This window comes from Daejeonella sp. (assembly GCF_030695525.1).
Classification (GTDB): domain Bacteria; phylum Bacteroidota; class Bacteroidia; order Sphingobacteriales; family Sphingobacteriaceae; genus Daejeonella.
The window spans coordinates 29,116-53,380 of the sequence record NZ_JAUYSS010000027.1 but is presented as its reverse complement, the minus strand read 5'-3'; the positions used below and the strand labels follow the sequence as shown (position 1 = coordinate 53,380).

General features: G+C 40.5%; 17 protein-coding genes. 6 read left to right on the top strand and 11 right to left on the bottom strand.

Going from position 1 to position 24,265, the window contains the following annotated elements:
• The first annotated feature begins 5 nt into the window (after positions 1-5).
• The 4 genes from Q8S11_RS06310 to Q8S11_RS06295 all read left to right on the top strand — a co-directional run bounded on the left by Q8S11_RS06310 (position 6) and on the right by Q8S11_RS06295 (position 5,536).
• Positions 6-1,520 carry a hypothetical protein gene (locus Q8S11_RS06310; protein WP_305661233.1) on the top strand — a complete coding sequence of 505 codons (1,515 nt, stop codon included), beginning with the start codon at positions 6-8 and terminating at the stop codon, positions 1,518-1,520.
• Between the two features lie 42 nt (positions 1,521-1,562).
• Entirely contained in the window at positions 1,563-4,442 is a 2,880-nt protein-coding gene (locus tag Q8S11_RS06305) for a hypothetical protein (protein ID WP_305661232.1), read from the top strand.
• 53 nt (positions 4,443-4,495) lie between these two features.
• Positions 4,496-4,885, top strand: coding sequence for a hypothetical protein (locus Q8S11_RS06300; RefSeq protein WP_305661231.1), 390 nt, complete (start codon positions 4,496-4,498; stop codon positions 4,883-4,885).
• Between the two features lie 99 nt (positions 4,886-4,984).
• Entirely contained in the window at positions 4,985-5,536 is a 552-nt protein-coding gene (locus Q8S11_RS06295) for a hypothetical protein (protein ID WP_305661230.1), read from the top strand.
• On the opposite strand, the gene Q8S11_RS06290 is transcribed toward Q8S11_RS06295, so the two are convergent.
• The gene (locus Q8S11_RS06290; protein WP_305661229.1) at positions 5,537-7,801 is read right to left on the bottom strand and encodes a cation:proton antiporter; all 2,265 of its coding nucleotides are present in this window, start codon (positions 7,799-7,801) and stop codon (positions 5,537-5,539) included. It lies immediately after the preceding gene.
• Between the two features lie 225 nt (positions 7,802-8,026).
• On the opposite strand from Q8S11_RS06290, the gene Q8S11_RS06285 reads away from it, so the two are divergent.
• Positions 8,027-8,242, top strand: a complete 216-nt coding sequence (locus Q8S11_RS06285) for a hypothetical protein (RefSeq protein ID WP_305661228.1) — start codon at positions 8,027-8,029, stop codon at positions 8,240-8,242.
• Between the two features lie 111 nt (positions 8,243-8,353).
• Positions 8,354-9,313: an acetyl-CoA carboxylase carboxyltransferase subunit alpha gene (locus tag Q8S11_RS06280; RefSeq protein ID WP_305661227.1), complete on the top strand. Its 960-nt coding sequence runs from the start codon at positions 8,354-8,356 to the stop codon at positions 9,311-9,313.
• 174 nt (positions 9,314-9,487) lie between these two features.
• Here the strand turns inward: Q8S11_RS06280 and Q8S11_RS06275 are convergent, their stop codons facing one another.
• The 10 genes from Q8S11_RS06275 to Q8S11_RS06230 form a co-directional block, all read right to left on the bottom strand.
• Positions 9,488-10,510, bottom strand: coding sequence for a ThuA domain-containing protein (locus tag Q8S11_RS06275; protein ID WP_305661226.1), 1,023 nt, complete (start codon positions 10,508-10,510; stop codon positions 9,488-9,490).
• A gap of 22 nt (positions 10,511-10,532) precedes the next feature.
• Positions 10,533-13,712 (bottom strand): PVC-type heme-binding CxxCH protein, encoded by a 3,180-nt coding sequence (locus Q8S11_RS06270; RefSeq protein ID WP_305661225.1) that lies wholly within the window; start codon positions 13,710-13,712, stop codon positions 10,533-10,535.
• A 45-nt stretch (positions 13,713-13,757) separates the two neighbouring features.
• The gene (locus Q8S11_RS06265) at positions 13,758-14,873 is read right to left on the bottom strand and encodes a Gfo/Idh/MocA family protein (RefSeq protein ID WP_305661224.1); all 1,116 of its coding nucleotides are present in this window, start codon (positions 14,871-14,873) and stop codon (positions 13,758-13,760) included.
• A 36-nt stretch (positions 14,874-14,909) separates the two neighbouring features.
• The gene (locus Q8S11_RS06260; protein ID WP_305661223.1) at positions 14,910-15,758 is read right to left on the bottom strand and encodes a sugar phosphate isomerase/epimerase; all 849 of its coding nucleotides are present in this window, start codon (positions 15,756-15,758) and stop codon (positions 14,910-14,912) included.
• Between the two features lie 75 nt (positions 15,759-15,833).
• Positions 15,834-18,899, bottom strand: a complete 3,066-nt coding sequence (locus Q8S11_RS06255) for a PVC-type heme-binding CxxCH protein (RefSeq protein ID WP_305661222.1) — start codon at positions 18,897-18,899, stop codon at positions 15,834-15,836.
• Positions 18,900-18,922: 23 nt separating this feature from the next.
• Entirely contained in the window at positions 18,923-19,705 is a 783-nt protein-coding gene (locus Q8S11_RS06250) for a DUF1080 domain-containing protein (RefSeq protein ID WP_305661221.1), read from the bottom strand.
• A gap of 59 nt (positions 19,706-19,764) precedes the next feature.
• Positions 19,765-20,907, bottom strand: coding sequence for a Gfo/Idh/MocA family protein (locus Q8S11_RS06245; RefSeq protein ID WP_305661220.1), 1,143 nt, complete (start codon positions 20,905-20,907; stop codon positions 19,765-19,767).
• Positions 20,908-20,945: 38 nt separating this feature from the next.
• Positions 20,946-21,971, bottom strand: coding sequence for a sugar phosphate isomerase/epimerase (locus Q8S11_RS06240; RefSeq protein ID WP_305661219.1), 1,026 nt, complete (start codon positions 21,969-21,971; stop codon positions 20,946-20,948).
• A gap of 18 nt (positions 21,972-21,989) precedes the next feature.
• Entirely contained in the window at positions 21,990-23,195 is a 1,206-nt protein-coding gene (locus Q8S11_RS06235) for a class I mannose-6-phosphate isomerase (protein WP_305661218.1), read from the bottom strand.
• Positions 23,196-23,236: 41 nt separating this feature from the next.
• Positions 23,237-24,262, bottom strand: coding sequence for an aldose 1-epimerase family protein (locus Q8S11_RS06230; protein WP_305661217.1), 1,026 nt, complete (start codon positions 24,260-24,262; stop codon positions 23,237-23,239).
• Positions 24,263-24,265: the final 3 nt, after the last annotated feature.

Below are 24,265 nucleotides of genomic sequence, written 5' to 3'. Positions count from 1 at the left end.
ATTAGATGAAAAATATAAAAGGAGTTAACATTAGGATTAGCAAACTGCAGCTGATATTACTAGTTGCAAGTTTTCTCTTCTTAACCATTGATGGAAAAGCACAATCTATTAATGGATGGCTGGGTACACCCGTTACTTTTGATACATCTGCCGATATTTTAACAAATAAAACCAGTAGTAATTACCTGACCTTACAGTATAGTTTGAATTCGAACAGTCAATCAGGCTGGACGGTGATTATTCAGGCAAATAGTAATTTCAGTAATGGTACTGCAATTATCGATGCGTCCTTTGTATCCCTGTCGTATGCATCCTCTAGCGGAGGTCCTGCTGGGACTACCGGTACGGGCTACCAGAGCTTAAGTACCAATACTGCAAAGTCTATGATTAATTCATCAGGAAATATCACAGGTGCAAACAGAAATTTTCAGCAGCTCTTTGATATGAGAGTTTCAGGTGGCAATCACCTGAATGTTGGTTCAGGTACATATAGTACAACATTAACGGTAACAATTCTAGACAGAAACGGGGCTGTAATGGCAACTAACAATAATATTCCTGTTTCATTTGTTGTAAATTATAGCAGTACTTGTCAGGGAGCAACTCTGAATACCTATTCAAGTACTCAGGGTACCTTTACTACCTATGCCGAGCAAATGGCAGGCAAAACAGTAACCGATGCCCTGAGTGTACAATATTCTCCAAATGGAGCGACCTGTGATGAGTGGAGTTTACATGTGAGGGCAGCCGGTAACTTTACAAATGGAAGCCAGTCGGTAGCGCCTCAGTTTTTTTCATTGCGTTTTAATCGGGTTAGTACAGGTACACCTACGGCCACCCAAATCGGGGTATCTAATACACCTGTGGTTTTAAACAATACCGATGTAGTGCTTATTGATGGCTCGAATGCACCCTTTGGTGCATATGTTTTTACAGAACATAAGTTCGATATGCTGATTCAGGGAGGGAGTCATCTCATGGTTCCAAATGGGACCTATACCGCGACCTTAATTTTTTCATTATATAATTCCAATAATGTTCTGGTTTCTACAAGTACAGTAGCTGTATCATTTCAGGTAAACTCTGTTTCAAATAGTTTTACACTCGAACTTCAGAACTCAGCAAATGAGATAAACCTGGTTTTTAATACACTTGAGAGTTATGTGAATGGGGTATCAGTAAATAAACCCAGAGGGATGAGGGTTGTTGGTTATCAGCCTTATCAGGTATTGATTAAAACCAGTGGAATAAATTTAGTCGGTTCAGAAAGTAATACTATACCTGTTGCCGCAGTCAATGTTCAGACTACGAAGTATACCTCAAGCTCCGGAGGCATATCGACTTTTTCGAGGGCGCTTTCTACTGCTGACCAGGTTATCGTGACAAATCCAATGGTTGATTATACCCAACAGGTAGTAGAATATGACTTAAGGTATTATACAGCTGCGAATGACAGCAGGCTCTCAGGTAAAACCGGCACCTTTAACACAACAGTTTTATTTGTAATTATTCCCCAATAGCGTTCTTCATAAGAAACCGAATACATTTTCAGAATTCTTAAAGTGAGAAATAGAATATCACAGTTATTATACTATTCATTTAGTTTTTATAGATTTCGGTCTGCTTTTAGGATTGAGCCGGAGGGTCTGTTTGTATTTCTGTTTTTAGCTGTATTTCTGTTTTTAACTGTGTTTGATTCTGTGACATTAAAGGCACAATCAAATGATTCTTTAATCGTTTTGACCCCATCAAAACCACTTGTTAGTGCCTCTAATGAAGAACTGATCGATCTTACTTTAAAACTGGTCAATAAAAAAAAGATACCTCTTGTGGGTACAATCAGTATCAATCCTGAGAAAAGTATCAACCTGATCAGTAAAAATAAAACGGTAGTGTCAATCAACCCCGGGGACAGTTTATTTATTCCCGTCAAAGTATTTATCACCAAAAAGACTGTTTCCGGCCAGAGGCATGTAATAAGGTTTGTGCTTTCAGATGAAAGTAATAATCTGATTATGGCAACAGAAACAATAGTGCAGGTTTCTGTTAAGAGAAATGTGAATATGTTTTCACTGGTTTCTAGTATCCTGATAGATGTTTCAACCGACTCATTAAGAATACCTGTTAGAATTTCCAATCCGGGAAACACTGCACAGCGTATAACCTTAATTAATCGTTTTCCTCCTGTATTTCAGAATCAGGCATTTCATTCCACACAGGAATTTACAATTCAGCCATCTGCTGATACGCTGATTACAATTTCAAAACCGGTTACAAGAAAAATGTTTCAGTCGGAAGGTTTTGATGTGACTTTTACCGGACTATATTCAAATGGAGATGTGTTTGGGATGGCCTATGTCAGAGTACAAAGCGGTCGTAGTGACCGTGCTTACCACGATCCAAATATAAATGAATCGTATAATGCAAATAGTTTTTCTCTCAGCTCGCAGGGTATGTTTTCTAGTAATGAATCCTATTTATTGAATGGGCAAGGTAACCTGGCGCTTAAATCGGGAAATTTGGGATATAGTCTTGATTATACCGATTGGAAGAACACTTACTCACCAGCTATGATGAGGAATACCTGGCTTAGTTATGAAACTGGCAATATGGGGATAACGGCCGGAAACATTAACAAGAACATGGATATAAACCTCAGTGGCAGAGGAGCAAATCTTTTTTTGAATGATACCACAAATAATGATTCATATGAGGCAGGTTTTTTAGATGGAAATTCAAATCTGATTGGAAACGATTCTTATAATTTTTTACCTTCCGGTACTGCAGGATGGGCCGGCTATACCCACAGAAAAGAAAATTCTGAATTTTCTACAAATGTAATTTATGAAATAAGTCCGCTTCAGAACTCAAAGAACGCAATATTGAGCAATAGCTACACCCTTTCGAATTATAAAGGATTAAGAATTGTAGCCAATCTAAGTGCAGGTCATACACAACAACGTGATAGTATCAGTTTGATAAAACCGAGTTTTGCTTCGGGTTTTAATATTAATGGCACAATTAAGAAAATTGTAATCAGCAGTTCAAATTACTTTAGTTCCGGATATTATCCTGGGATGAGGAGAGGTGCATTGTCTTTTAATGAACGGATTACCTATATGAGAGAACGGTCAAATATTTGGGCAGGATTTGATTATAATTATTTTGCACCAAAAACCTTTTCAACTTTTAGGTTATTTATGCCTAAATACAGTACTATCAGGGCTGAAATTGGAATGTCGGGCACGATATTTAAAAAAATGATTGCCTCAGTTTCGCCACTTTATTTTCAGGAATCAAATAATGCATTCAGACTACCCGGTTCAACTAAAGAAGTACATACTTTAAGCTACTGGAATATTAATTCATCGTTTAATTATCCAATATCTAATAATCAGTACCTATCTCTTAATACAGAAAGTGGCTATTTCAGCACTTCATTTAACGATCGGCTACGCTTTCATTTCCGTTCAAATCTGAACTATAAAAGAGGGATCTTTAATCTGAGTTCCACACTACAATTCGGGACATTCTATGTCGGTGAAGCGGTAAACAATTTTTTAAGAAGTCAGGATTCTCCAAGAATTTTCAGCATTATTCCAACTGCAAGAAAGAATTTTTACAGGGATAAACTAAGACTTGAAGCAGGTTTAGCATTAATGAATAATTCATCCTATGGTAGCAGTAGTTTTCTGACTGGTAGGGCAGAGTATGATATTTTACCTAAATCCAGTATTTTCACTTCCATAAATCATAACCGGTTCAGTAATTATCAGTTCAGTCTTCTGGAACTTGGGATTACTCAAAAACTATCCTTACCTAAAGCTGGTGCTGTCAATAGCGATCTGGAAGTACTTATTTATAAGGATATGAATCAGAATAATATTTTTGATCAGGGGGATACAAAGGCTGAAGGTCATCTCCTTTATATCAACGATATTGCTTTCATTACAGATGCTTCAGGTTCTGTAGTTTATAAAAAACTCCCTCATGATAGTTATCGTGTCAGCATGTCAAACACCAAAGGCTGGTATGCACCTGATCAATATATAAGCCTGGATAAGAAGAAACACAGACTCGAAATTCCGCTTAAAAAAACAGGTACTATAAAAGGGAATCTAATTTACGTTTTCGATGAGTTCAGTTATGAAATCAATCGGAATTTGCAAGGTATTACTGTAGTTGCAACTGACGAAAATAATGTTAGGTATGTAACCAAGACCAATCTTGAAGGCCAGTTAATATTTTACCTTCCAATTGGGAAATACACTTTGACAGTTGATGGTACAAACCTGCCTCCTGAGGTAGAGGTTGATAGGAATATCCCTCAAATTGTTTTGGATTCTGAAAGTCCGGCAAACCTAACAATTAAGCTGATTATTAAGCCCCGAAAAATCGAAACTAAGAAATTCGTTTCGCCAAATAAATTACCTAACAGGTAAAATTATTTCTTTGGGAATTGTAACCTTTTCATATATTTATCGTAAGAGTATGTATGAAAGTCTTACTGAGCTTTATTCTTTTACTTTTTATCGCCGCTGAAATTAAGGCTCAGGTGGCTAGTAGCACACTTTACATCACTCTTTCAGATATTCAGTCTGTAAAAATTACTGAACTGCCTGCTGAGTCAAAATCGGCTCTCACTGAAAAAAAATCAGGGCAAGGGGATATATCAATACTAAATCCTTCATCTTCTCAAATCCGCAAATTTGAATCCCAAACCGGGAATACTCAAATTCTATCTCAGGATAACAGTCAAAGCAGCGGGATAGAAATTCCTGCATCAGTATTTAGTGGTCCCGGGGCTAATATGCAAATGGCAAAACTGAGTAATCAAAAACTTAGTGCTGTTCCGCTTGTTGTTTACCAGATCGATCCTCGTTAGTAATATCTCAATTCCAGATAAATCTATTTTTTCTTTAGTGCTTCTCGATTGTTTGGGAGTAAAATTGGCTTAATTTTATATTCTCATACAGCCGCTATTTTGAAACTATTCTTTACCCTATTGATTCTATTTTTCGTTTTTCCTGTTTTTTCACAGGATACGTTGCGGATTGAACATGGGAGGGATTATGATGATTCTTTGGTGCAGCCCTTTATGCGTTCCCTGAACTCTGAGAATGATTTTGTAGTGGCATTTCGCGCCTTTTATCCGGGAAAGTCTGCAAGAGTATCTGAGTATTTCGTTTTAACAGGAAGCGGCGCACAGCTTAAGGCATATGTATATTCGGGAATCAATGGCCGACTTAAGAGCCTGAATTTATTGCCCGGTTCACTCGATCAGATCTGGAAAACATTTCAGCAGAATGACTTATTCGGAATAAGGGATGAGAAGGAAATTCCTAATTTTTGTCCTAAAAAGTATGATATCTACGAATCGCATACCTATGAATTCACAATCCTTTCGAAGTCGCGCATGAAAGTATTATCCTATTATAACCCGGAATACTATATAGTAGCTTGTTACGGAATTTCTGAAAGGCAAAATATCATTAACTCTGTTGCAGTAATTGATCTTCTGAGGCCTGAAAACTGATCAGGTGTTCAACTGCTGAATCTTTTTCCGTTCACCTACAATCCATACAATATCTCCCCATTCAAAAATCATTTGAGAATTGGGGTTCAAAATTCTTTCATGGCTTCTTTCGATTCCGATAATCAAGCCATTGGTTTTTTCACGGATACCCGAGTTGCGGACTGAAAGCCCTTTCAGTTTATTGTGTTCATCAACAACAATCTTTTGAACCACAATATCTTCAACATTATATTCAACAGTGTCTATCGTTTCGGTGGAATCAAAAACAGGTTTAAACTGCTGCATTTGTTCATCGGTGGCAATTATTCCGACATGGTCGAAGGGAAGTAGTTTATTAAAGCGGGTTGGTGCATAGATCAATTTATCACCACGTTTAATATAGGCAATGTTAATTCCGTATTGTTCGCGCCATGCCAATTCTTCCAGGGTTTTTCCTATATAATCAGCATTTTGATTCACCTGCATATCCACCATATGCGCTTCCCATGGAACAAGGTCTGATTTTGGCATGAAGTGTTTTCTTAGAATCTTTTCAGAGTGTGCATTTTCTTCTTCAGCAAGTTCCCTTTCATTAAAATTAGATAAGAATCGGCCTTCGAGTCTATGATAAAAGCGCTGTAATCGCTGTGAAAATACCATCAGTACAAAGACGATCAACGGCATTGCGATCAGAATTGCTGTCATGGCAGAGAAGAGCTTGTTTACCCAGAATCCCATGATGAGTAATCCAATGATTACCCGCGCAATTTCAAGGACCAGTAAAGGACCACGACTGTACTTTTTATCTAGCCATAACTCCTTATATCCCAATTTTCCAGGCCTTTTAGCAATAAGAGCCCATATGAAAGGTGCAGCTGCGCCAAAAGAAAGCAGTAGGCCAACAGAAGAGCTTAAAATCTCGTTTTCAATATTTTTATCCAGAAATGGTTGGAGAAATTTTATAGAAAGCAGCATCATTGCAAGAAGAATGATACCATTTGTTACAGCAATCTTAAGATAAGAACTAAATACTTTTTTCCAGTTGCTCTCTGCCTGTATATTCTGTGTACTTGATGAATAATTTGATAAATTTTCGATCCATGTGGCAGGCAGAATCCTGGCAATCAGTTCATAGAGCTTTTCAGAATACTTAATTCTATAAGGGGTTGTAAAAGTGGTTATTACTGATACACCTACAGCCACAGGGAATAGAAAATTACTGGTAACGCCTAATGCAAGGCCTAATGAAGCCACGATAAATGCAAATTCACCGATTTGTGCCAGACTCATTCCTACCTGTATTGATTGTTTTAAGGGTTGACCTGAAAGTAATGCACCCATAGTTGAGCTAAAAAATCTTCCGAACAAAATCAACAGGGTTACCCAGAGGATTGCCCACCGATTTTCCATAATAGCCACAGGATCAATCAGCATCCCTACAGATACAAAGAAAACAGCTCCAAACAAATCCTTAATTGGTTTAACTAAATGTTCAATTTTCTCTGCTTTTGTAGTTTCAGCCAGAATCGAACCCATTATAAATGCCCCGAGTTCAGCTGAAAAGCCTGCCTGCCTGGCTACGATCACCATTCCAAGACAGAGGCCTACGGCTAGAATAAGTAAGGTTTCATCATCTAAAAGCGATTTAGCTTTCCTGAGAAAAGTTGGCAATAAAAATATTCCGGCAATGAACCATAATATTAAAAAGAATATTAATTTGGCTACTGTAAATAGCATTTCAGAACCTTCAAATTGATTAGTAATAGCTATTGTTGAAAGTAATACCATAAGGAGAATCACTACAATATCTTCCACTATAAGTATTCCGAAAACTACCTGGGCAAACTGTTTGGTTTTAACACCCAGTTCATCAAATGCCTTAATAATGATTGTAGTGGACGAACTTGCGAGCATTCCCCCAAGGAATAGGCTGTCCATGAATGACCATTCCATCCATCGGCCAAGTAAATAACCGGCTACGGTAATGAAAACTATACCTATCAGACCTGTAATTGAAGCTGCTCCACCAACCCTTACCAGCTTTTTAAAACTAAATTCAAGTCCGAGGCTAAATAGCAGAAATATAACCCCAATTTCAGCTAAAGTCTTAACATTAGTAGTATCCACAACGGTAGGTGTGATCGACAGATGGGGGCCAACCAGGAATCCGGCAATGATATACCCTAAAACAAGCGGCTGTTTAATCCTTCTGAATAATAAGGTGGTGACGGCAGCGACTATTAATATTAGTGCAAGATCTTCAATAAGTTTTGGCAAATGGCCCATATATTCTATTCCTCTTCTTTGTTTTTTACTTGTCGGTAAAATATAATAAAAAAATCAAAAAAGGGAGATCCCCAAAGACTTTTGGGTCAGGGGAAGGTCAGTATTTTTTGATTATGTTAAGATTTACTGGCAGAAGCCAGTATTGTTCCAATCATGTATCTTTGTATTTCCTGAACATTAAGAGGACTGAATTGATTTTAATTTTCCTATGTAAAAGATAAAGAAATGATAGATGGAATAAATTTTATAACCGATGAAAGTGGAAATAATAAGGCAATCATTCTGGATTTGATCCGCTTCAAGAAGGATGGAGTGAAGGATAAGGCAGTTTTTGAAGCTCTTGAAAATCTACAGGAACTCATCGATAATGCAGCAACCGAAAAGAAATCAGCAAATACCTGGGATCAGGCTAAAGAAAAGTTAAAAAACCTCAATACCTGAATTCAATAATTTTATTAAAATTTTTAAATATTCGGTTTTACAGATTTTCATAATTAGATTTATTTGTGATGGTATTAATTTCCTAATTTAGCCGGGTCTTTTAGATAACCTATGAGTAGTACAACATTCGATTTTGAAAAGCCTATTGTTGATTTGCAATTGCAGATTGAAAAGGTTAAACAGGTAGCTGATAAAACCAAGGTAGATATGTCTGCTACGCTGGCAGAACTGGAGCAAAAGATAGATGTAGCCCGACACCAGATCTATTCCAATCTTAGCGGATGGCAAAATGTGCAGATATCGCGGCATCCTGAACGGCCATACACTTTGTCTTATATAGAGATGATCTGTGATGATTTTATTGAAATGCATGGTGATCGGACAGTAAAGGATGATAAGGCGATTGTTGGTGGTTTTGCGAGTATTGGTGGCCAAACTGTAATGATCATTGGTCATCAGAAGGGGGTGAACACCAAGATGCGTCAATACCGCAATTTTGGAATGGCAAATCCCGAAGGTTATCGGAAGGCCCTTAGGCTAATGAAACTCGCTGAAAAGTTCAATAAACCGGTAATCACGTTTATTGATACTCCGGGGGCTTATCCTGGTTTGGAGGCAGAAGAGCGTGGTCAGGGTGAGGCAATTGCCCGGAATTTGCTTGAAATGTCAGTATTAAAAGTACCAATCTTATGTTTTATTGTAGGTGAGGGAGCATCAGGCGGAGCCTTGGGTATTGGCATTGGCGACCGGGTATATATGCTTGAGCATACCTGGTACTCTGTAATCTCACCCGAATCATGTTCCTCCATATTATGGAGAAGCTGGGATTATAAAGAGAAAGCAGCAGACTGCCTGAAGCTGACAGCAGACGACATGCTTCAGAATAAACTTATTGATGGAATCATCAAGGAGCCTTTAGGTGGCGCACATCACAATCCTGAAGAAATGGCTAAGACTATTCAGGATCAAATTACAAAAGACCTTGATCTGTTGCTAAAGCGGGATATCGGCGAAGTGATCAATGAACGTATTGAAAAGTTCTGTGCAATGGGCGTAGTGATCGAGTCCTGATCAGTTTAAAATAGACTATATTATTTTACTATACTAATTAAATTCCGGCAAAGGCCGGAATCTCCCAATACCCACCCCGGATTGTCATCCGATAGCTATCGGATCCAGCGAAGGCTGGAACCTCCTGACTCTGATGTCATTTCTGTTTCAAGCTTTCCCCAGACACATTTAGTACTATTTCTTCCATTCAAAAGTAGAAGGGCTTAGCCCTCGCTGATATTTACCAAAACCAAACATGGTTGGATTGTAATCACCAACTACCTGAACATTATTTTGTGCAGGAATCAGGTTTTCCATGCCTATGCTCCAATAACAAGCATTCACAATTAATCTGCGAAGGTCTTCACTGATCAGATCAATGGAAGCCCCCATTGTTGTAGTAAAGATCTTTGCTTTTTTACCACTTGCTGAGCTGTAATTTCTAATCCATGCGACCGGCATAACTGACTTTTCATAGCTCAAAGGAGATGTGGAGCTCATCCCCATTGTGGTTTGGCCGAATATCAAAACCTGAGCATCATTTGGCAGGCCCAGAATACCATATACATCAGTTGGGGTCCAGATATCTTTTACTCCGCGCAAAATAGCATGATCTTTCACAAGGCCATTGATCAATGCCCGGGTACCTTCCTTAGCGTGTACGCCATGGTGATTGATCCAGGTTTCACCAAGAACCTGTTTGCCATAACCACCTTCCCAGCCTTTTATCTTGCTGTTATAGCTGTATTTGGCATACGGATTTTCCTTATTGCGTGAATAGCTAAAGGCATGTGTTGAGGTGCGCAGGGCTACAATCGGTTTTCCGGCATTGGTATAATCCACAATATGTTTCATTTGCTCATCCGGTAATTCCCTGAACCGTAATAGCATGACCATCAGGTCGGCTGTCTTTAAGTGTTCAAGCCCTGGTATATTTGTCTGATTATCGGGATCAATATTATTCGTCTTTGGGTCGACAGCAAAAAGAACTGTGCATTTAAAGCCATGGCGTTCTGCCAAAATTTTTGCCAGCATGGGTAAACCCTCTTCCGAGCGATATTCTTCATCCCCACTCACAAATACAATATGTTTGCCTTTTCCTGGCCCTTCATTTCCCTGATAGACAACCCATTGTGGATTACTCTGAGCAAATGAAATGCCGGTATGAATAAAAGTGATCAGAATGATCAATAACATCCTGTTTGTTTGCTTGTTCATTTTATATATCTTCTGAATGGGTTTATTTCTCTAATGGATGTTGATTTAGCAATTCTTCAGGTGAGTAAAACCCTGTTTTATCTTTTACCGCTGCCCTTGTCAGTTTTACCTTTTCTACAGAAATTGCCGAAGCCTTGTTCCCAAATGAATTTCGCACATAGGTCAATACTGCAGCAACTTCCTCATCATTTAACATTCCTGCAAAAGGTGTCATCGGTACCTGTCCGGGATATTTCTTATCAAGCACTTCTATTGGCCCATAAAGCCCCTTCAGTACAAGTTTAATTAGTCTTTCTTCATTTCCGGTTACCCATTTTGTACCTGCTAGTGGAGGGAAGCCGGAATTGCCGAGCCCTTTTCCATCACTCTGGTGACAAGTATTACAAAAGCCATCACGGGCATAAATTGCTTGTCCTTTAAGAAAAAGCTCCCGTTCAGCTCCTTTAAGATCGGTCAATAATGGTTCTTCTTTTTTAACTACCCGTTCATATCCATTTAGGTGAGCAATTGCTGTTTCATAGGCCGGAACCATCCATTCGTCAAGGGGTTTTTTACCAGCTTCCATAACGATTGGTAATCCTTTGTCTTTTCCAAGCCAGGAGGCGCTTACAATTGCTTCAAGCCTGACCCGTCCATGTACGTCAGCTGCTGCCTGCATCAGCAGGTTTGTCTGATCAGCAACCTGATGCCCGGTATATCTTAATACGCGTACAGCCGCTGCACGTGCCCTATAGTCTTTTGCTACAAGCAATTGGCGAAGGAGTTTCTGATCTACCTTATTCAATCCCCAGCTTACCCATAGAGCTTCCAACAGATGGTGCTCATAATTAGGATCTTTTTTATCAAGTTTGGCAGTCCAATTCGTGATTTGGGCAATAACCTGATTCACAGGGCGTCCCCGAAGCTCCCTTCTGGTACGGTAGCGCGTCCGGTATTCAGGTAATTTAAGATTGTTCAGCAATTGTTCAATGTTTGCTCCATCTATTTTAGCAGCTTGTACCAATGGCCTTGAAGGATAGGTGATACGATAAATACGCCCATGCGAGTGGTCGCGCAGTGGATCACGTACATTATGCTGCATATGACCAATCAGCACATTATGCCAGTCCACAAGATAAAGGGAGCCATCCGGTGCAAATTCCATATCAACAGGGCGGAAATTTCTGTCTTCTGAAACCAGCAGATCCTGACGGTGTTTTGTGGCATAGCCTGTACCTTTTTCCTGCATCAAATGCTGTTTAGTACCGAGGAATCCTATGGTATTGTTGATAAGCATATCGCCCTGAACCTCATCCGGAAAATGACGGCTTGAAACAAATTCAAGCCCTGAGGTAGGTCGTACCCTGTGCTTATCCTCAATCAGGTTGGTTGATTTATGCGTGGCTACACCATATCTTGGTTTGATAGATCCCGGCATCATCCAGAGCACATCAGGTCCTGAGGTTTCTGCGAAAAAATTCTGTCCCCAATCATCAAAGGCGATGCCCCAGGGATTCGGTATGGAGAGTTGAGCGGTTCGCTCAAGGTGATGCCTTGCAGGGTTATATCTGTAAAACCCGCCATTGGTAGCACGTACCGGGCCATAGGATGTTTCGACATTCGTATGTAAAAAGACTCCTTCTCCCATATAAATAGCACCCGAAGGGTCTGTGGTATAGGCATGATGTGCATGGTGCGTATCATGGTCATCAAAGCCGCTCAATAGGATTTCTTTAGAATCAGCTTTACTATCTCCATTCGTGTCTTTATAAAGCACCAGATTGGTACCCTGAGAAACATAGACACCTTCAGGGGCTATTTCGAAGCCTACAGGTAAATGCAGGCCATCTAAAAAGGTGGTTTGTTTATCGGCTTTACCATCCCCATTAGTATCTTCGAGAATAATAATTTTATCATTCGGTTTTTTATCCCCCGGTTTCCAGTGAGGATAAGTCGGCATTGTAGCGACCCATAATCGCCCTTTATTATCAAAAGATAATTGTACCGGATTTTCGATGTCTTTAAATTCAACTTCAGAAGCAAATAAATCAATTTTATAACCTGGTGGTAATTTGAATTTCGCTATGGCTTCTTCTCCATAAAGATATTTAAGACTGCCATTTTTATCAGGATTGTAATTTGTTTCAATATTCGGAAGGGCTGTTGTATTCTTATCAGCAGCATCCAGATCCATTTTTTCCCCCTTCAAGGCTAGCCAGATAGCCTGATCTCTGATGCTTGTCATCTCCCTGATCTTATTTAGTTCTGAAGGATAATTATCCTGACCAAAGGGATTATATCTTCGACCAAAAACATGCACCCCATTTGGTATTTTAATATCGTTATGCCACATCCAGTTTTTTTCCTGAACTGCGTCATGTACCAATTGACGATTGCCTTCAACAGCAGGGTTTACTCTGGTTTTACCGAAAAGTCCATCCGCTAAAAGCGGTGCAAATTTAGCATAGGCCGCTTCTGTAAGCTGAGATCCATCTATGGTCATCGGTTTTTCATTGGTCTCATACCACTTTCTGCTTGGTGTAAAGACATCCAAATAATGAACCTTGTGCTTCGCTGCAATTTCCTTCATAGCCAGCGAATAGAGTTCCAGGTTTTTATTTTCAGTTTTGCCATCAGGAAGGTCGGATTGAGCCGACAGGTCTTCAAATGCAATGGGTGAAACCAGGGCAAGTTGAGGGGAAGTTAGTCCGTTGTACTTTTGTTTTAAGGTATGAATTACGAAAGCTTCAAGCTCAGCCTTATAGTTTGCAAGTCCCATCGGGCCCTGAAAGGATTCATTATATCCAAAAAATGCAATGATAATATCGGCTTTATGATTTGTGATCCATGTATCCGGACTATCAAAAAAGCCTTCGCTATTTGAGTTTCTCGCTAGTTCAGTCTGAAATTTTTCGGCACCCGGAAATGCCCATGGTAATGCACGACCCGAATGGGCTCTGAATCCCGGGGTATCTCCTCCATCGCACATATTCCGGATGTACAGCATGCTGTCGGGATAACGAAGCTGCATTTCGGTTTCAAAATATCCGTAGTTCATCATCCTTGAGCCAAGGTTGTTTCCAATTAAAATGATGTGATCACCTTTTTTAATTTTTAATGCTGTCGGATCGGATTGTGCAAGCTTAAACGCACTTAAGGCTATTGCCACCATTACAATGGTTTTTAGCAGTACCTGGATAGTCTTATATTTACTTATTGCCATATTCTTGGTGGTAATATTGCTTAAGGAGTTTTACCATAGCAATTTTCACAATTTCAAATTTATCTTTTTACCCGTTTTAACCGCTAAATAGATTGCATCCATAATTTTTAAGTCTTTCAGACCTTCTTCGCCATCTACAGGTACGAGGCTTGGTTCTCCTGCCAAAATGATACCTGCCATTTTTTCCATTTGTACTGTTTGGTGAGTAGCATGCGGATGATTTAATTCGCCTTTATGAGTACGGCCTTTGATGGGCCCATAACCGGTTGAGGGTTGTAACTCGGCAAATCCTTTTTCAGCAGTTAAGAAAAAGCGATCCAGATAACTCATATTATAGCTTGATAAACAAGACGCTACCGCCCCGCCAGGAAAACCTAACTGAACCAGAATAGTCTCGTCAACGCCTTCTTTAAATTTTTCGGGATTTGTTTTGGTTTCCTGTGCAGTAACCCAAACAGGCTCTTCGCCTACCATATAACGAGCACCGTTTATTGCATAAATGCCAATGTCCATTAGCGAGCCTCCTCCGGCCAATTGCTTATTCAATCGCCACTGATTAGGGTCGCCAATTTTGAAGCCGCTTAGTCCCTGAAAAAACATAATTTTCCCCAATTCCCCTTCTTTCCGCATCCGGATTATTTCCAGGGTTTTAGGTTCAAAGTGCATTCGGTATCCTACTAGCAATTTGACATTCGCTTTCTTGCAGGCATCAATCATTTCCTGACCTTCTTTAGCATTCAATGCCATTGGTTTTTCGCAGATAACATGTTTACCGGCTTTGGCCACACGTATCACCTGATCGTGATGCAGGGCATTCGGTGTAATGACGTACACCGCATCAATCTCAGGATTATCTTTTATGCGATCGAAATTCTCATAATTGTAACAATTGTTCACTGAGATATTATACTTGCTCTGCCAATTCTTTAGTTTAGAAGGCGTGCCACTGATAAGCCCAACTAATTTAGCCTTCTTACAGGCTTGCATGGCCTCAGCTACACGGGTTCCGTAACTACCAAGGCCCATGATCGCAACCCGAAGAACGGGCCCTTCATAAGGCTGCTTGAAAAATTCCTCAGCGCTGGCAAAACCATGTCGGGGGATTGATAGAGCAAGCATTGAAGCGCTTAGTGTGTGCAAAAAATTTCGTCTTGATTCCATAACAGAAGGTTTTAAATATATATTTCAATTCCAGAACTATTTAATTAAACAAGATCTTAAAAATTTCAATCCTTTTATCGCAATATCTTCCTGTGAAGGTTCAAATTGTCTCCAGATGGACGCGGCCTTCGCAATCATTTCGATATCAGGAATAAAGGATTCGATAACTACTTCTCCATCATAATTGACCTGATGCAGGGCAGAACTAATTCTTTCCCAGTTGATCTGATCGCCACCGGGGGTTCCACGGTCTGAACCACAGGCGTGGAAATGCCCCAGTTTACTTCCTGCATTTAATATCGCCTGATAGGGATCTTTTTCTTCAATATTCATGTGATAGGTGTCAAGTTGAAGCATCAATGCTTTGCTGTTCACCTGATTAACCATTTTCAGGCCTTGTTCACAGGTATTTATAAAATCGGTTTCATATCTGTTCAATGGCTCAATAGCCAACTTCAGGCCTAATTTTTCGGCATAATCTGCCAGCATTTTTAAATGTCCGGCAACAGTTTCCCATTGTTTCGCATAATCTTCCTTACTTACCAGTTCGGCACGTCCTACTGCTGAATAAAGTGGTCCGATCAGGATGCCACAACCTAAAACAGGCATCATGTCAAGTATGCTTTTTATATAGGTAATAGCTGTCTGTTGATCTTCAGCCGTTCCTCTGAGGTCACGTCCCGGCCCCATAGCGGCACAAATTGAACCACATTTTAAACCACTCTTATCTAATGCCTTTCTGATCACATGCGGATCAATATGCGAAGGATCCTCAATTGCAATTTCCACAGAATCAAAACCCCAGCCTTTAAATTTGGGGAATAAATCAATGCTCTCATTTGTAAATGGAGAAGTGAAGAGGAAGGTATTAATGCCAAATTTCATTTTATATGTATTAATTGATTGATTTTCAATGAATAATAGATTAATATAACAGGATTTATTTGAAATTGTAGATGTTCATCCTTTTTTCTTTAACGTGGCCATGTATTGAATGATATCTGCAAGCTCCTGCGCAGTCATTGCTTCATGCAAGCCTTCAGGCATCATTGATTCAGGTATCATCCTGATTGTTTTGATATTATTGGTCAAGATTTTTTGATTTAAACCTCCCGGGAACTTAAGCTCTATTTCTGTTGGGGTTCTGCTGGAGATAATTCCGATCAGGCTTGAGCCATCCTTCATTTCAACTTGCCAGGTTTCATACCCAAAACTTATGCCTGCTGAAGGATTAATAATGGCATCAAACAAGCCTTCTTTCGGTAATTTAGAACCAATTTCTGTCAGCTTTGGACCAACATCATAGCCCTCCCTATCCACCTGATGGCAAACATTACAAGATCTTTTAAAAACGGCCGCCCCGTTTTTAGAATTGCTGGTTAAAGCAAGTAATTCATTTAGTGTAATTGAGGGCTTTGGATTGTTTTTTTTTACTGTCTCAGGCAAAAATGTCAAAGATTCTTCATAAACAGCTTTTCGTCTGCTTCCTTTTAGCCCGGCAACAAAATAGGGAATAAGGTCTGATGGAGCTTTTTTTGTTCGCAACAGATCAAGTACACGATCTTCTCCGGTTCGGCTTTTTCCAAGCATTTCAGCGGCATTTTCACTTACATCAGTATTCTGATTGTTCAGAAGACTGATTTTCTCTAATATTCCAACCGACTCTGTATTTCCTACTCCACCTAGGGCTGTCAATATTGAGTTGATCTGATTTGAATCAGAGCCATTGAGAACCTTATTCAGGACTGTAGTTCCTTTTAGCTCGAGTAATAATCGTGCTGCATCAACGCCAATAGGTTCATTTGATTTTGCAATAGCCAATTTCAGGAGGTTTTCGGTTTCACTCTGAAGCTCATAACGTCTCACCAAATCCAGATAGTCTACCTTTCCTGAGACAGCCTGTAAGACCTCCATTAGAGTTTGTCTTGCCAGGGGAGATTGAAGTGCAAATTGGGTGTCCAGATGATTTAAAACCAGACTCTTAAACTCAATATTCCCGGTCGGATTATCTTCAATCATTTTAACCAGGATTTTTGATTTTTCAGGCCCGGTATGGAAGTCGAAAGCACGGAAATATCGTAATCTTGATTTGAGGTCATACTTACTATCGGAGGCGAGTTTTGCGAGAAGTGGAAGTGACTGTTCGGTCCGTGCACGCCAAATAAGATCTCTCCCGGCAGGATTAAGCAATGGAGTTTTATTCAACTGTAAATAAGCTTCAAAAAAGCTATCCCATTGTCTGTCGGCAGCAATACCCAAAGCCTCTAAATACCATCTGTCATTGCCATCGTGCTGACTGGCAAGCCTGGCCCATAATTCAGCAGCTTCCGGCGATTTGTTATGTCTTAGGGCTATAATTGATTCTCTCCTAACCTGTGGGTCCTTATCATTGGCTAATTTTCTTACCAATGGAATCATTTCCAATTTTAATTGTCTGGCCGCCCTTAAACCTGTTATTCTGATATCAGGATTAGGATCTTTAATGGCTTCATTAATATAATTCTGTCCTGATGGCATTTTTACTAATACCCAAAATGCCCTGACTCGCATCCTTGGATTGGAAGCTTTTCGCCATAATTTTTCAAGCCCTGGAACTGCCTTTTTCCCCATTTCCTGTAAGGCTAGCCAGGCATGCCTTCTAACAGCAAGATTTGGATTCTGAAGTGCGTTGATTGCTCCGTCAGGCGTGCTGTAATCATACAGGGGAATGTTATACTGAGAAACATCAGGAGCGATTCTGTATATACGTCCCCTTTGTAAATCGCCAACCCGATGACCTCCAACACCGGGATCGTACCAATCAGCAACGATTAGTGAACCATCCGGAGCTATGCATACGTCTGATGGACGGAACCATTGGTCATTTTCTCCTTTCAAAATATTTAGGATGCCTGCCGTGTAGCCGGCTCCATTTTTCTTTACAGGATAAGAACGAACCACATTTGGACCAGGATCGGAGTGAATTATTTGATTTTGGTATTGCGCAGGGAGTAAAGACCCTTCGTATAATAAAATACCTGTTGGTGAACCTGCTCCTGTTTGTAAAAGGTTTGGGACTACTCCGGGATCGTTGAGATGCCAATGGCGTAAAGGGATAGAATCCTCAAGATTGGTTCTTTTTGCCTGCCAGCTCGCGCCAGTCATTTCATCTTTGTAGCCATAATTTCCATAATCCATCACATAGTTAATTCGTACACCCCGGTTGCCGTCATCGTCATTGTCGCTTTGCCAGATGGAACCGTAACTATCTACAGCAAGTTCAAAATTATTTCTGAAATTATGTCCAAGGCATTCAACATTAGAGCCATCCGGATCAGAACGGAATACCATTCCTTCACGATATTTTCCAGGCCCAATTTCATCCCCATCCTGATCCAGTACAACCTTGTTGTTTTTATCTTTTAGCGTTTGCCCGTAATTGCCAAAATTGAAATATAATTTCCCATCAGGCCCGAAAGTAAAAGAGTGCATACCATGGTCATGCTGTTCACCTCCTATGCCCTGAAAAAGTATCTCTTTACGATCCGCTTTATCATCTCCATTATCATCATAAAAAATCCATACGTAAGGGCTTTGCGATATAATTACCCTGTTACCTAATACAGAGATGCCCAAAGGAGCATTCAGTTCAGACCCCTGGTAAAAAACTTTACTCGTTTCCAGCCGACCATCCCCATCTTTATCTTCCAGAATTAAGATTCGATCTCCTTCAGTTCTGGGTTTGTTATTGTTGATTTGAAAACGATAATTATAGGCTTCAGTCACCCAAACTCTTCCTTTTTCATCAACATCAATATTTGTAGGGTTTATTAAGGTTGGCTCTGTTGCCATAGTCTGAATTTGCAGACCTGGACTGATTGCAAGGCCTTTTAAGGCATTTGAAGCTAAGCGTTTCTGACTTTCAGTGAGTATGGTATCAGCCGGGTCATAGACCTGATGTGAACTCGCTGAACTACAGGCCTTTATAAGCATGATGCTTGATATCACTAACAGAGCCAGCAATAAAGAGAATAGGTTTTTTTTCATGCTTAGGTTTTTTTAGCTTATAATTACTGCTTAAGCATAATTTTACGGTACTCCACCTTCATTGGCGGACCAACATGTACCTGCATGCCTAACATCCCTTTTGATTTTCCGTTAACCGATTCATTATCAGTAACATCACTCATCAATACTCCGTTAATATAGTGCTTTAGCCGATTGCCTTTTGCTACTAATCGACAGGTATTCCAGTCTTCACTTTTTATCTGTTGCAATAAGGCATCAGATTCTCCCAATGAACCGATTACGGTTAAATCGGTCCAGGCATTATTTTTTATTTTTGATTGGACAGTACCATTAGCATTATCTGCACTTTGAGCCTTGATAATCGTCTTCTGCCCTCTGTAGGCCAGGGTAGTCCTTCCACGCTCCTCATAGTTTTGCCCGGTATACCGGTTTGCTCCATCAATATCAAGTTGGTATCCTTTTAAAGCATAGGGGATATCCTTCAGTTCTTCGCTACGGTAGTTAATGCCACTATTACCTGCCTTTGTTATTTTGAACTCTAAAGTAAGTTCAAAATCAGCCGGCATTCCTCCCCGCCAAATGAGGAAGGAGTTACGTTTAAGCAGGGTTGCCGGTGTAATCTCTCCAACAATATTCCCATTTTCAACTCTCCAGTAGACAGGATCACCCTCCCAGCCAGCCAGCGTTTTCCCATCAAAAATTTGAACAAAACCCTTTTGTTTGTACTCATTGCTATCAGCCATTTTATAGCCTGCAAGAATTATAATTATTGGGAGCAAGCCCAGAATTAAAGATCCCTGAATTGAATTAATTTTCTTGTACATGATTGATAGCTATAAAATGGATTAATGTTCAATGATTTTGGTATCTGCTTTCAAATTGCCTAAATGGTTTTCCAGCTTCTTGTATTAGCTGAATCTATTACTGCTTCACAAACTTTTTGAGTCTCCAGTGCTTCTTTAAAAGTAGGGGAGCAAGGCTCACCGGTTTCAAGGCATTTCAGAAAATCAGCTACCTGATGTACGAATGAATGTTCGTAACCAATTGAAAGACCGGGAACCCACCATTTGTCCATATAAGGCTGATCACCATCAGTTACGTGGATTGAACGCCATCCGCGAACGATAGAATCATCAGCGTGGTCGAAATATTCCAGGCGGTTAAGATCGTGCAGATCCCATCGAATGGATGCATGTTCACCATTTATTTCAAAGGTGTACAGAGCCTTATGTCCGCGGGCATATCGTGTAGATTCAAACAGTCCTAAGGATCCATTATTGAAGTGGCAATGGAAAATACAGGCATCGTCTATCCTTACTTTTTCCTTTTTCCCGGTCAGCTGATGCATACGTTCTTTGACGAATGTTTCGGTGAGTGCAGAAACATCTTTAATGCCTCCGTTTAACCAGATGGCGGTATCAATACAGTGTGCGAGCAGATCGCCCGTTACACCGGAACCTGCGGCATCAATATCCAGACGCCATAAACCTTCACCACCCTGTGGTAGATCAGCATTGATAGTCCAGTCTTGAAGGAAATTGGCCCTGTAATGAAATATTTTTCCCAGTTTGCCGGTATCGATAATTTGTTTGGCCAAGGTTACTGCCGGAACACGGCGATAATTATACCAGACTGTGTTTGCAACACCAGCTTTTTCAATAGCATCAACCATGGCTACTCCTTCAGCTAATGTCCTTGAAAGAGGTTTTTCACACAGTATCATTTTACCCGCAGCAGCAGCGGCAATAGCAATTTCTGCATGCATATTATTTGGTGCACAAATGTCAACAGCATCAATATCCTCACGGGCAATTAACACTTTCCAATTGGTTTCAAATGATTCATAGCCCCACTGTTCAGCAAAGGCCTGAACTTTGTCTTTACTGCGGGAACAAACTGCTTTTAAAACCGGACGATATGCCAGCTCAGGGAAAAAATCTCCAACCCGTTTGTAGCCATTCGAATGGGTGCGGCCCATAAAGCCACATCCAATTAACCCAATTCTTAATTCTTTTTTATTAGCCATTATAGTATTCTGAATATTTCAAATAATCAATTCATTGCTTAAGACCAGCTGTTTAAATTGCGAACCTTGATCATCGCAGCCAGGATATCATTCCATGTTTTTTGCTGCTCTAAAACATCATTCGGAAACATGCAGCCATCCCAGCAGATATGTTTAAACGCCTTGGTCAACCCTCCGTTTTCATTCCTAAGCCAATGTCCGGCATCGATAGCAATATCTAATTTACCATTTGGATCTGTTGCCTGGCAATGTCTTCCAGTTTTATCATGTGAACCTGAACCATAAGCTGTCCCATCATTCTGGGCAACGTGAAAATCTATAGTCCATGGTCGCAATGCTGCGGTTAACTTTTTAAGCCCTTCTGTAAGCGCTTCACGGTCATTCCACTGATAATCTGCTGGTAAAATGCGATCTTCAGGGGCATTATAACCAAGGAGATAAAGGAAAGTATGTGACATGTCTGCCTGAAAGCCAATATTTGGGCGATCTACTGCTTCCAATGTATCCAGCATTGCTTTCCAGCTATGCATACCACCCCAGCATATCTCACCTTCAGCAGCTAGCTTCTCGTCATAATCAGCAGCCACATCACATGCTTCACGGAAGGTTTGAGCAATCAGTTTAGTGTTATTAACCGGATCTTTAGCCCAGTTTTCAACAGTGCTGGCTGAATCAATACGAATGATACCATAAGGGCGTACGCCCAATTCCTTCAGTTTTTGACCATAAATACATGATTTGCGCACTTGTTCAACAAAATTTGCACGATCTTCTTTGGTACCCATTGCAGGCCCGCCCCAAATTGGTGCTACAAGACTGCCAATTACTAAATTATGTTTGCTAACCTGATCAGCCAGTCTTTTAATACCATCCAGGTCATCTAAATTGATTGAAGGGTCAAAAAGACCAACATCAACGCCATCAAATTTAACTCCATCCACTTCTGCGGCGGCAGTCATTTCAAGCATCTTCTCTAAGGAGATCGGTGGTTCTGAATCAGGACCTTTTCCCACAATGCCAGGCCATGTAGCATTGTGCAGTTTTGGATAAATGTGCTCAGTCATATTTGAATTTTTTAATAATTACAAAATAAGATCCGGGTTTTCCGGACCGAAATGTTTAAGTATAACAATTGGGTCGGTTTTGGAAGGGTTACTGATGCTTATGCCTTCTTTTGCCGCTTTCTCAGTGACAAAGAACTCATCATTAGTTAGTTGTCCATATCTGATCAGAGCCGGTGTCTCAATATCCCATACTCCAAATTTACCATGTCCCTGCATCACGATCATGCCATAACATGCACTATCCTTGATAGTAACGGTTTGTCCGGGCAATACAGTTAATTCTTTTGCGCTGAATGCCGCTGATCTGTAGCAGATCCAGTTTTCAATATATCCTTCTGCCTCCATTTCAGCCAGAGGCTTCACAGGCTTTGGAAGCATGAACCGGGTTTCTAAAATATTCGGATTTACGTTCAAGTCCCAGTCGATTACTTCCATCAACTGATCGTAATCACCAATTCTGTCTTTTGGTGTCCCATTCCATAGCAATTCCTCAGGTATAATTGCTTCATTAACCAGGGATTGGTACATTGCGAAAACGTCAGACGCTTTTTGAGGCTCATAGGTACATAAACTTCCTGGTGCATGCAGCATGCCCGGAGGTACATCCCATCCTGTTCCCGGTTCCAGTTTAAATGCCTGAGAATAGGTAGTCAGTTTGTTATCTCCTTTTGTAAAATTCACCAGGCATTCCCTGATTTGTGCTTTGGTTGTACCCGGAGCAATTCCAAAAAAGGTATAAGGAAAATCCCCGCCATGATTGTTCAGTTGAGGAGGAAAGTAATAAGCCTCAGGTTTACCTTTTTGTCCGATTTTTGCAGCATGTTCATCATTGTGATGGATATGATGGGGCAGGGGACCCATATTATCAAAGAATTTGGAATACATCGGCCAGCTATGGTGTTCATTCCACAGCCGGTCTCCAATAATTTCACCTTTAAGCTCATCAATGGCATCTTTTAATAAAAACTGCTCATCTTTTCCTCCTTCATTAAATACTATGGCACTTAAACCTTCATTTTTTCCGGTCAGGGGCCCGTTTTGTGCCGGCGTAGTAGAGGATAACCATCTTTCATCGATACCGCCACGTTGCCCACCGAGCACATAATAATCATCCGGGTGTAACTTAATCCTTCTTCCCGGTACGCAAAATGAACGGGGGACCCAGGTTGGTGCCAGTCTGAGAATTCCTTTTCCTTGTTCTAATGCTTGCTTTGCTAAACTCATATTCTTATTAAACTTGTTTTTTCAGGCTTGAATTTTTAAGCCTATTTAATATTTAAAACTTCTATTTCTAACTCATATTTTCTGCTTTCTCCGGGAGAAAGCAGGATTAATTCATTTTGCTGCCTTGCCCGGCTTTGCCCTATGGGTGGATTTGTACCGGGTTCGAGCCCGACAACATATTCGCCTTTACCAAAATGCAGCCAGTTGGTTAAGCAGGGTAATTGCTTTTTCCTGAACCTTAAATTCAGGCTTAAGCCGATTTTTTTATTCTCTAGTCCGCAGTTGCAAAAGCCTGATTCATTTGATTCAATATCTATAAACGCGACTTCTTCACCGGATCCGCTGTGATCATTCAAAGGGGCTGGGCAGGTATGAAAGTCATTCCCATTTTTAAAGATTTTATCAGGATTTCCTTCTCGCGGGGTCCAATTGCCACTCCATTTTATGCTGGTTCCTTCATCAACAAGGGGGTATCCAAAATTGCAATGGTACAGGAGCATATGCGGAGCCTCAGCATTTCCCCGGTTGATCACCTCATCCTGAATCCGGATTGTGGATTTCCCCAAAGTGGCAGAAATGGTACGTCTTAATTCCAGTCTGTTTCCCAATGCCTGCGATTCCCTGATGATTCCACTAATGCTCATTTCCATATTTCCTGATAATATATCAGGTTGAACCACGGAGGCAATTTCTGCCGGTATATTGCTTATTTGTCCGTGAATTCCACGTTCGCCATATTCGTCCTTTTCAGGTCCGCCAACATGGCTAAGTCCGCAAGTCACTACTAATCCTCCACCAAAAGTTCTAAGCCAGTCAATACCTTTATCAGACAAGGCTTGAGGAGTACTGATTCCCGAATGACTTAACCAGGCAAGGCTATGCTCATTGTAAAAGGCATCTGCAATATCCATTGCACGGTCGATGACTACTTTAAACCGGAGTCCTGATCCGGTATTGATCCAGGCAATGCGTGTTCCACGCCCTGCCCCATTATCCAAAACAGAGGTTTCAATACCTCCCAATTGAGCGGTATTTGATATTTTATTATGCCAGGCCTGTTGCTTCAAAAT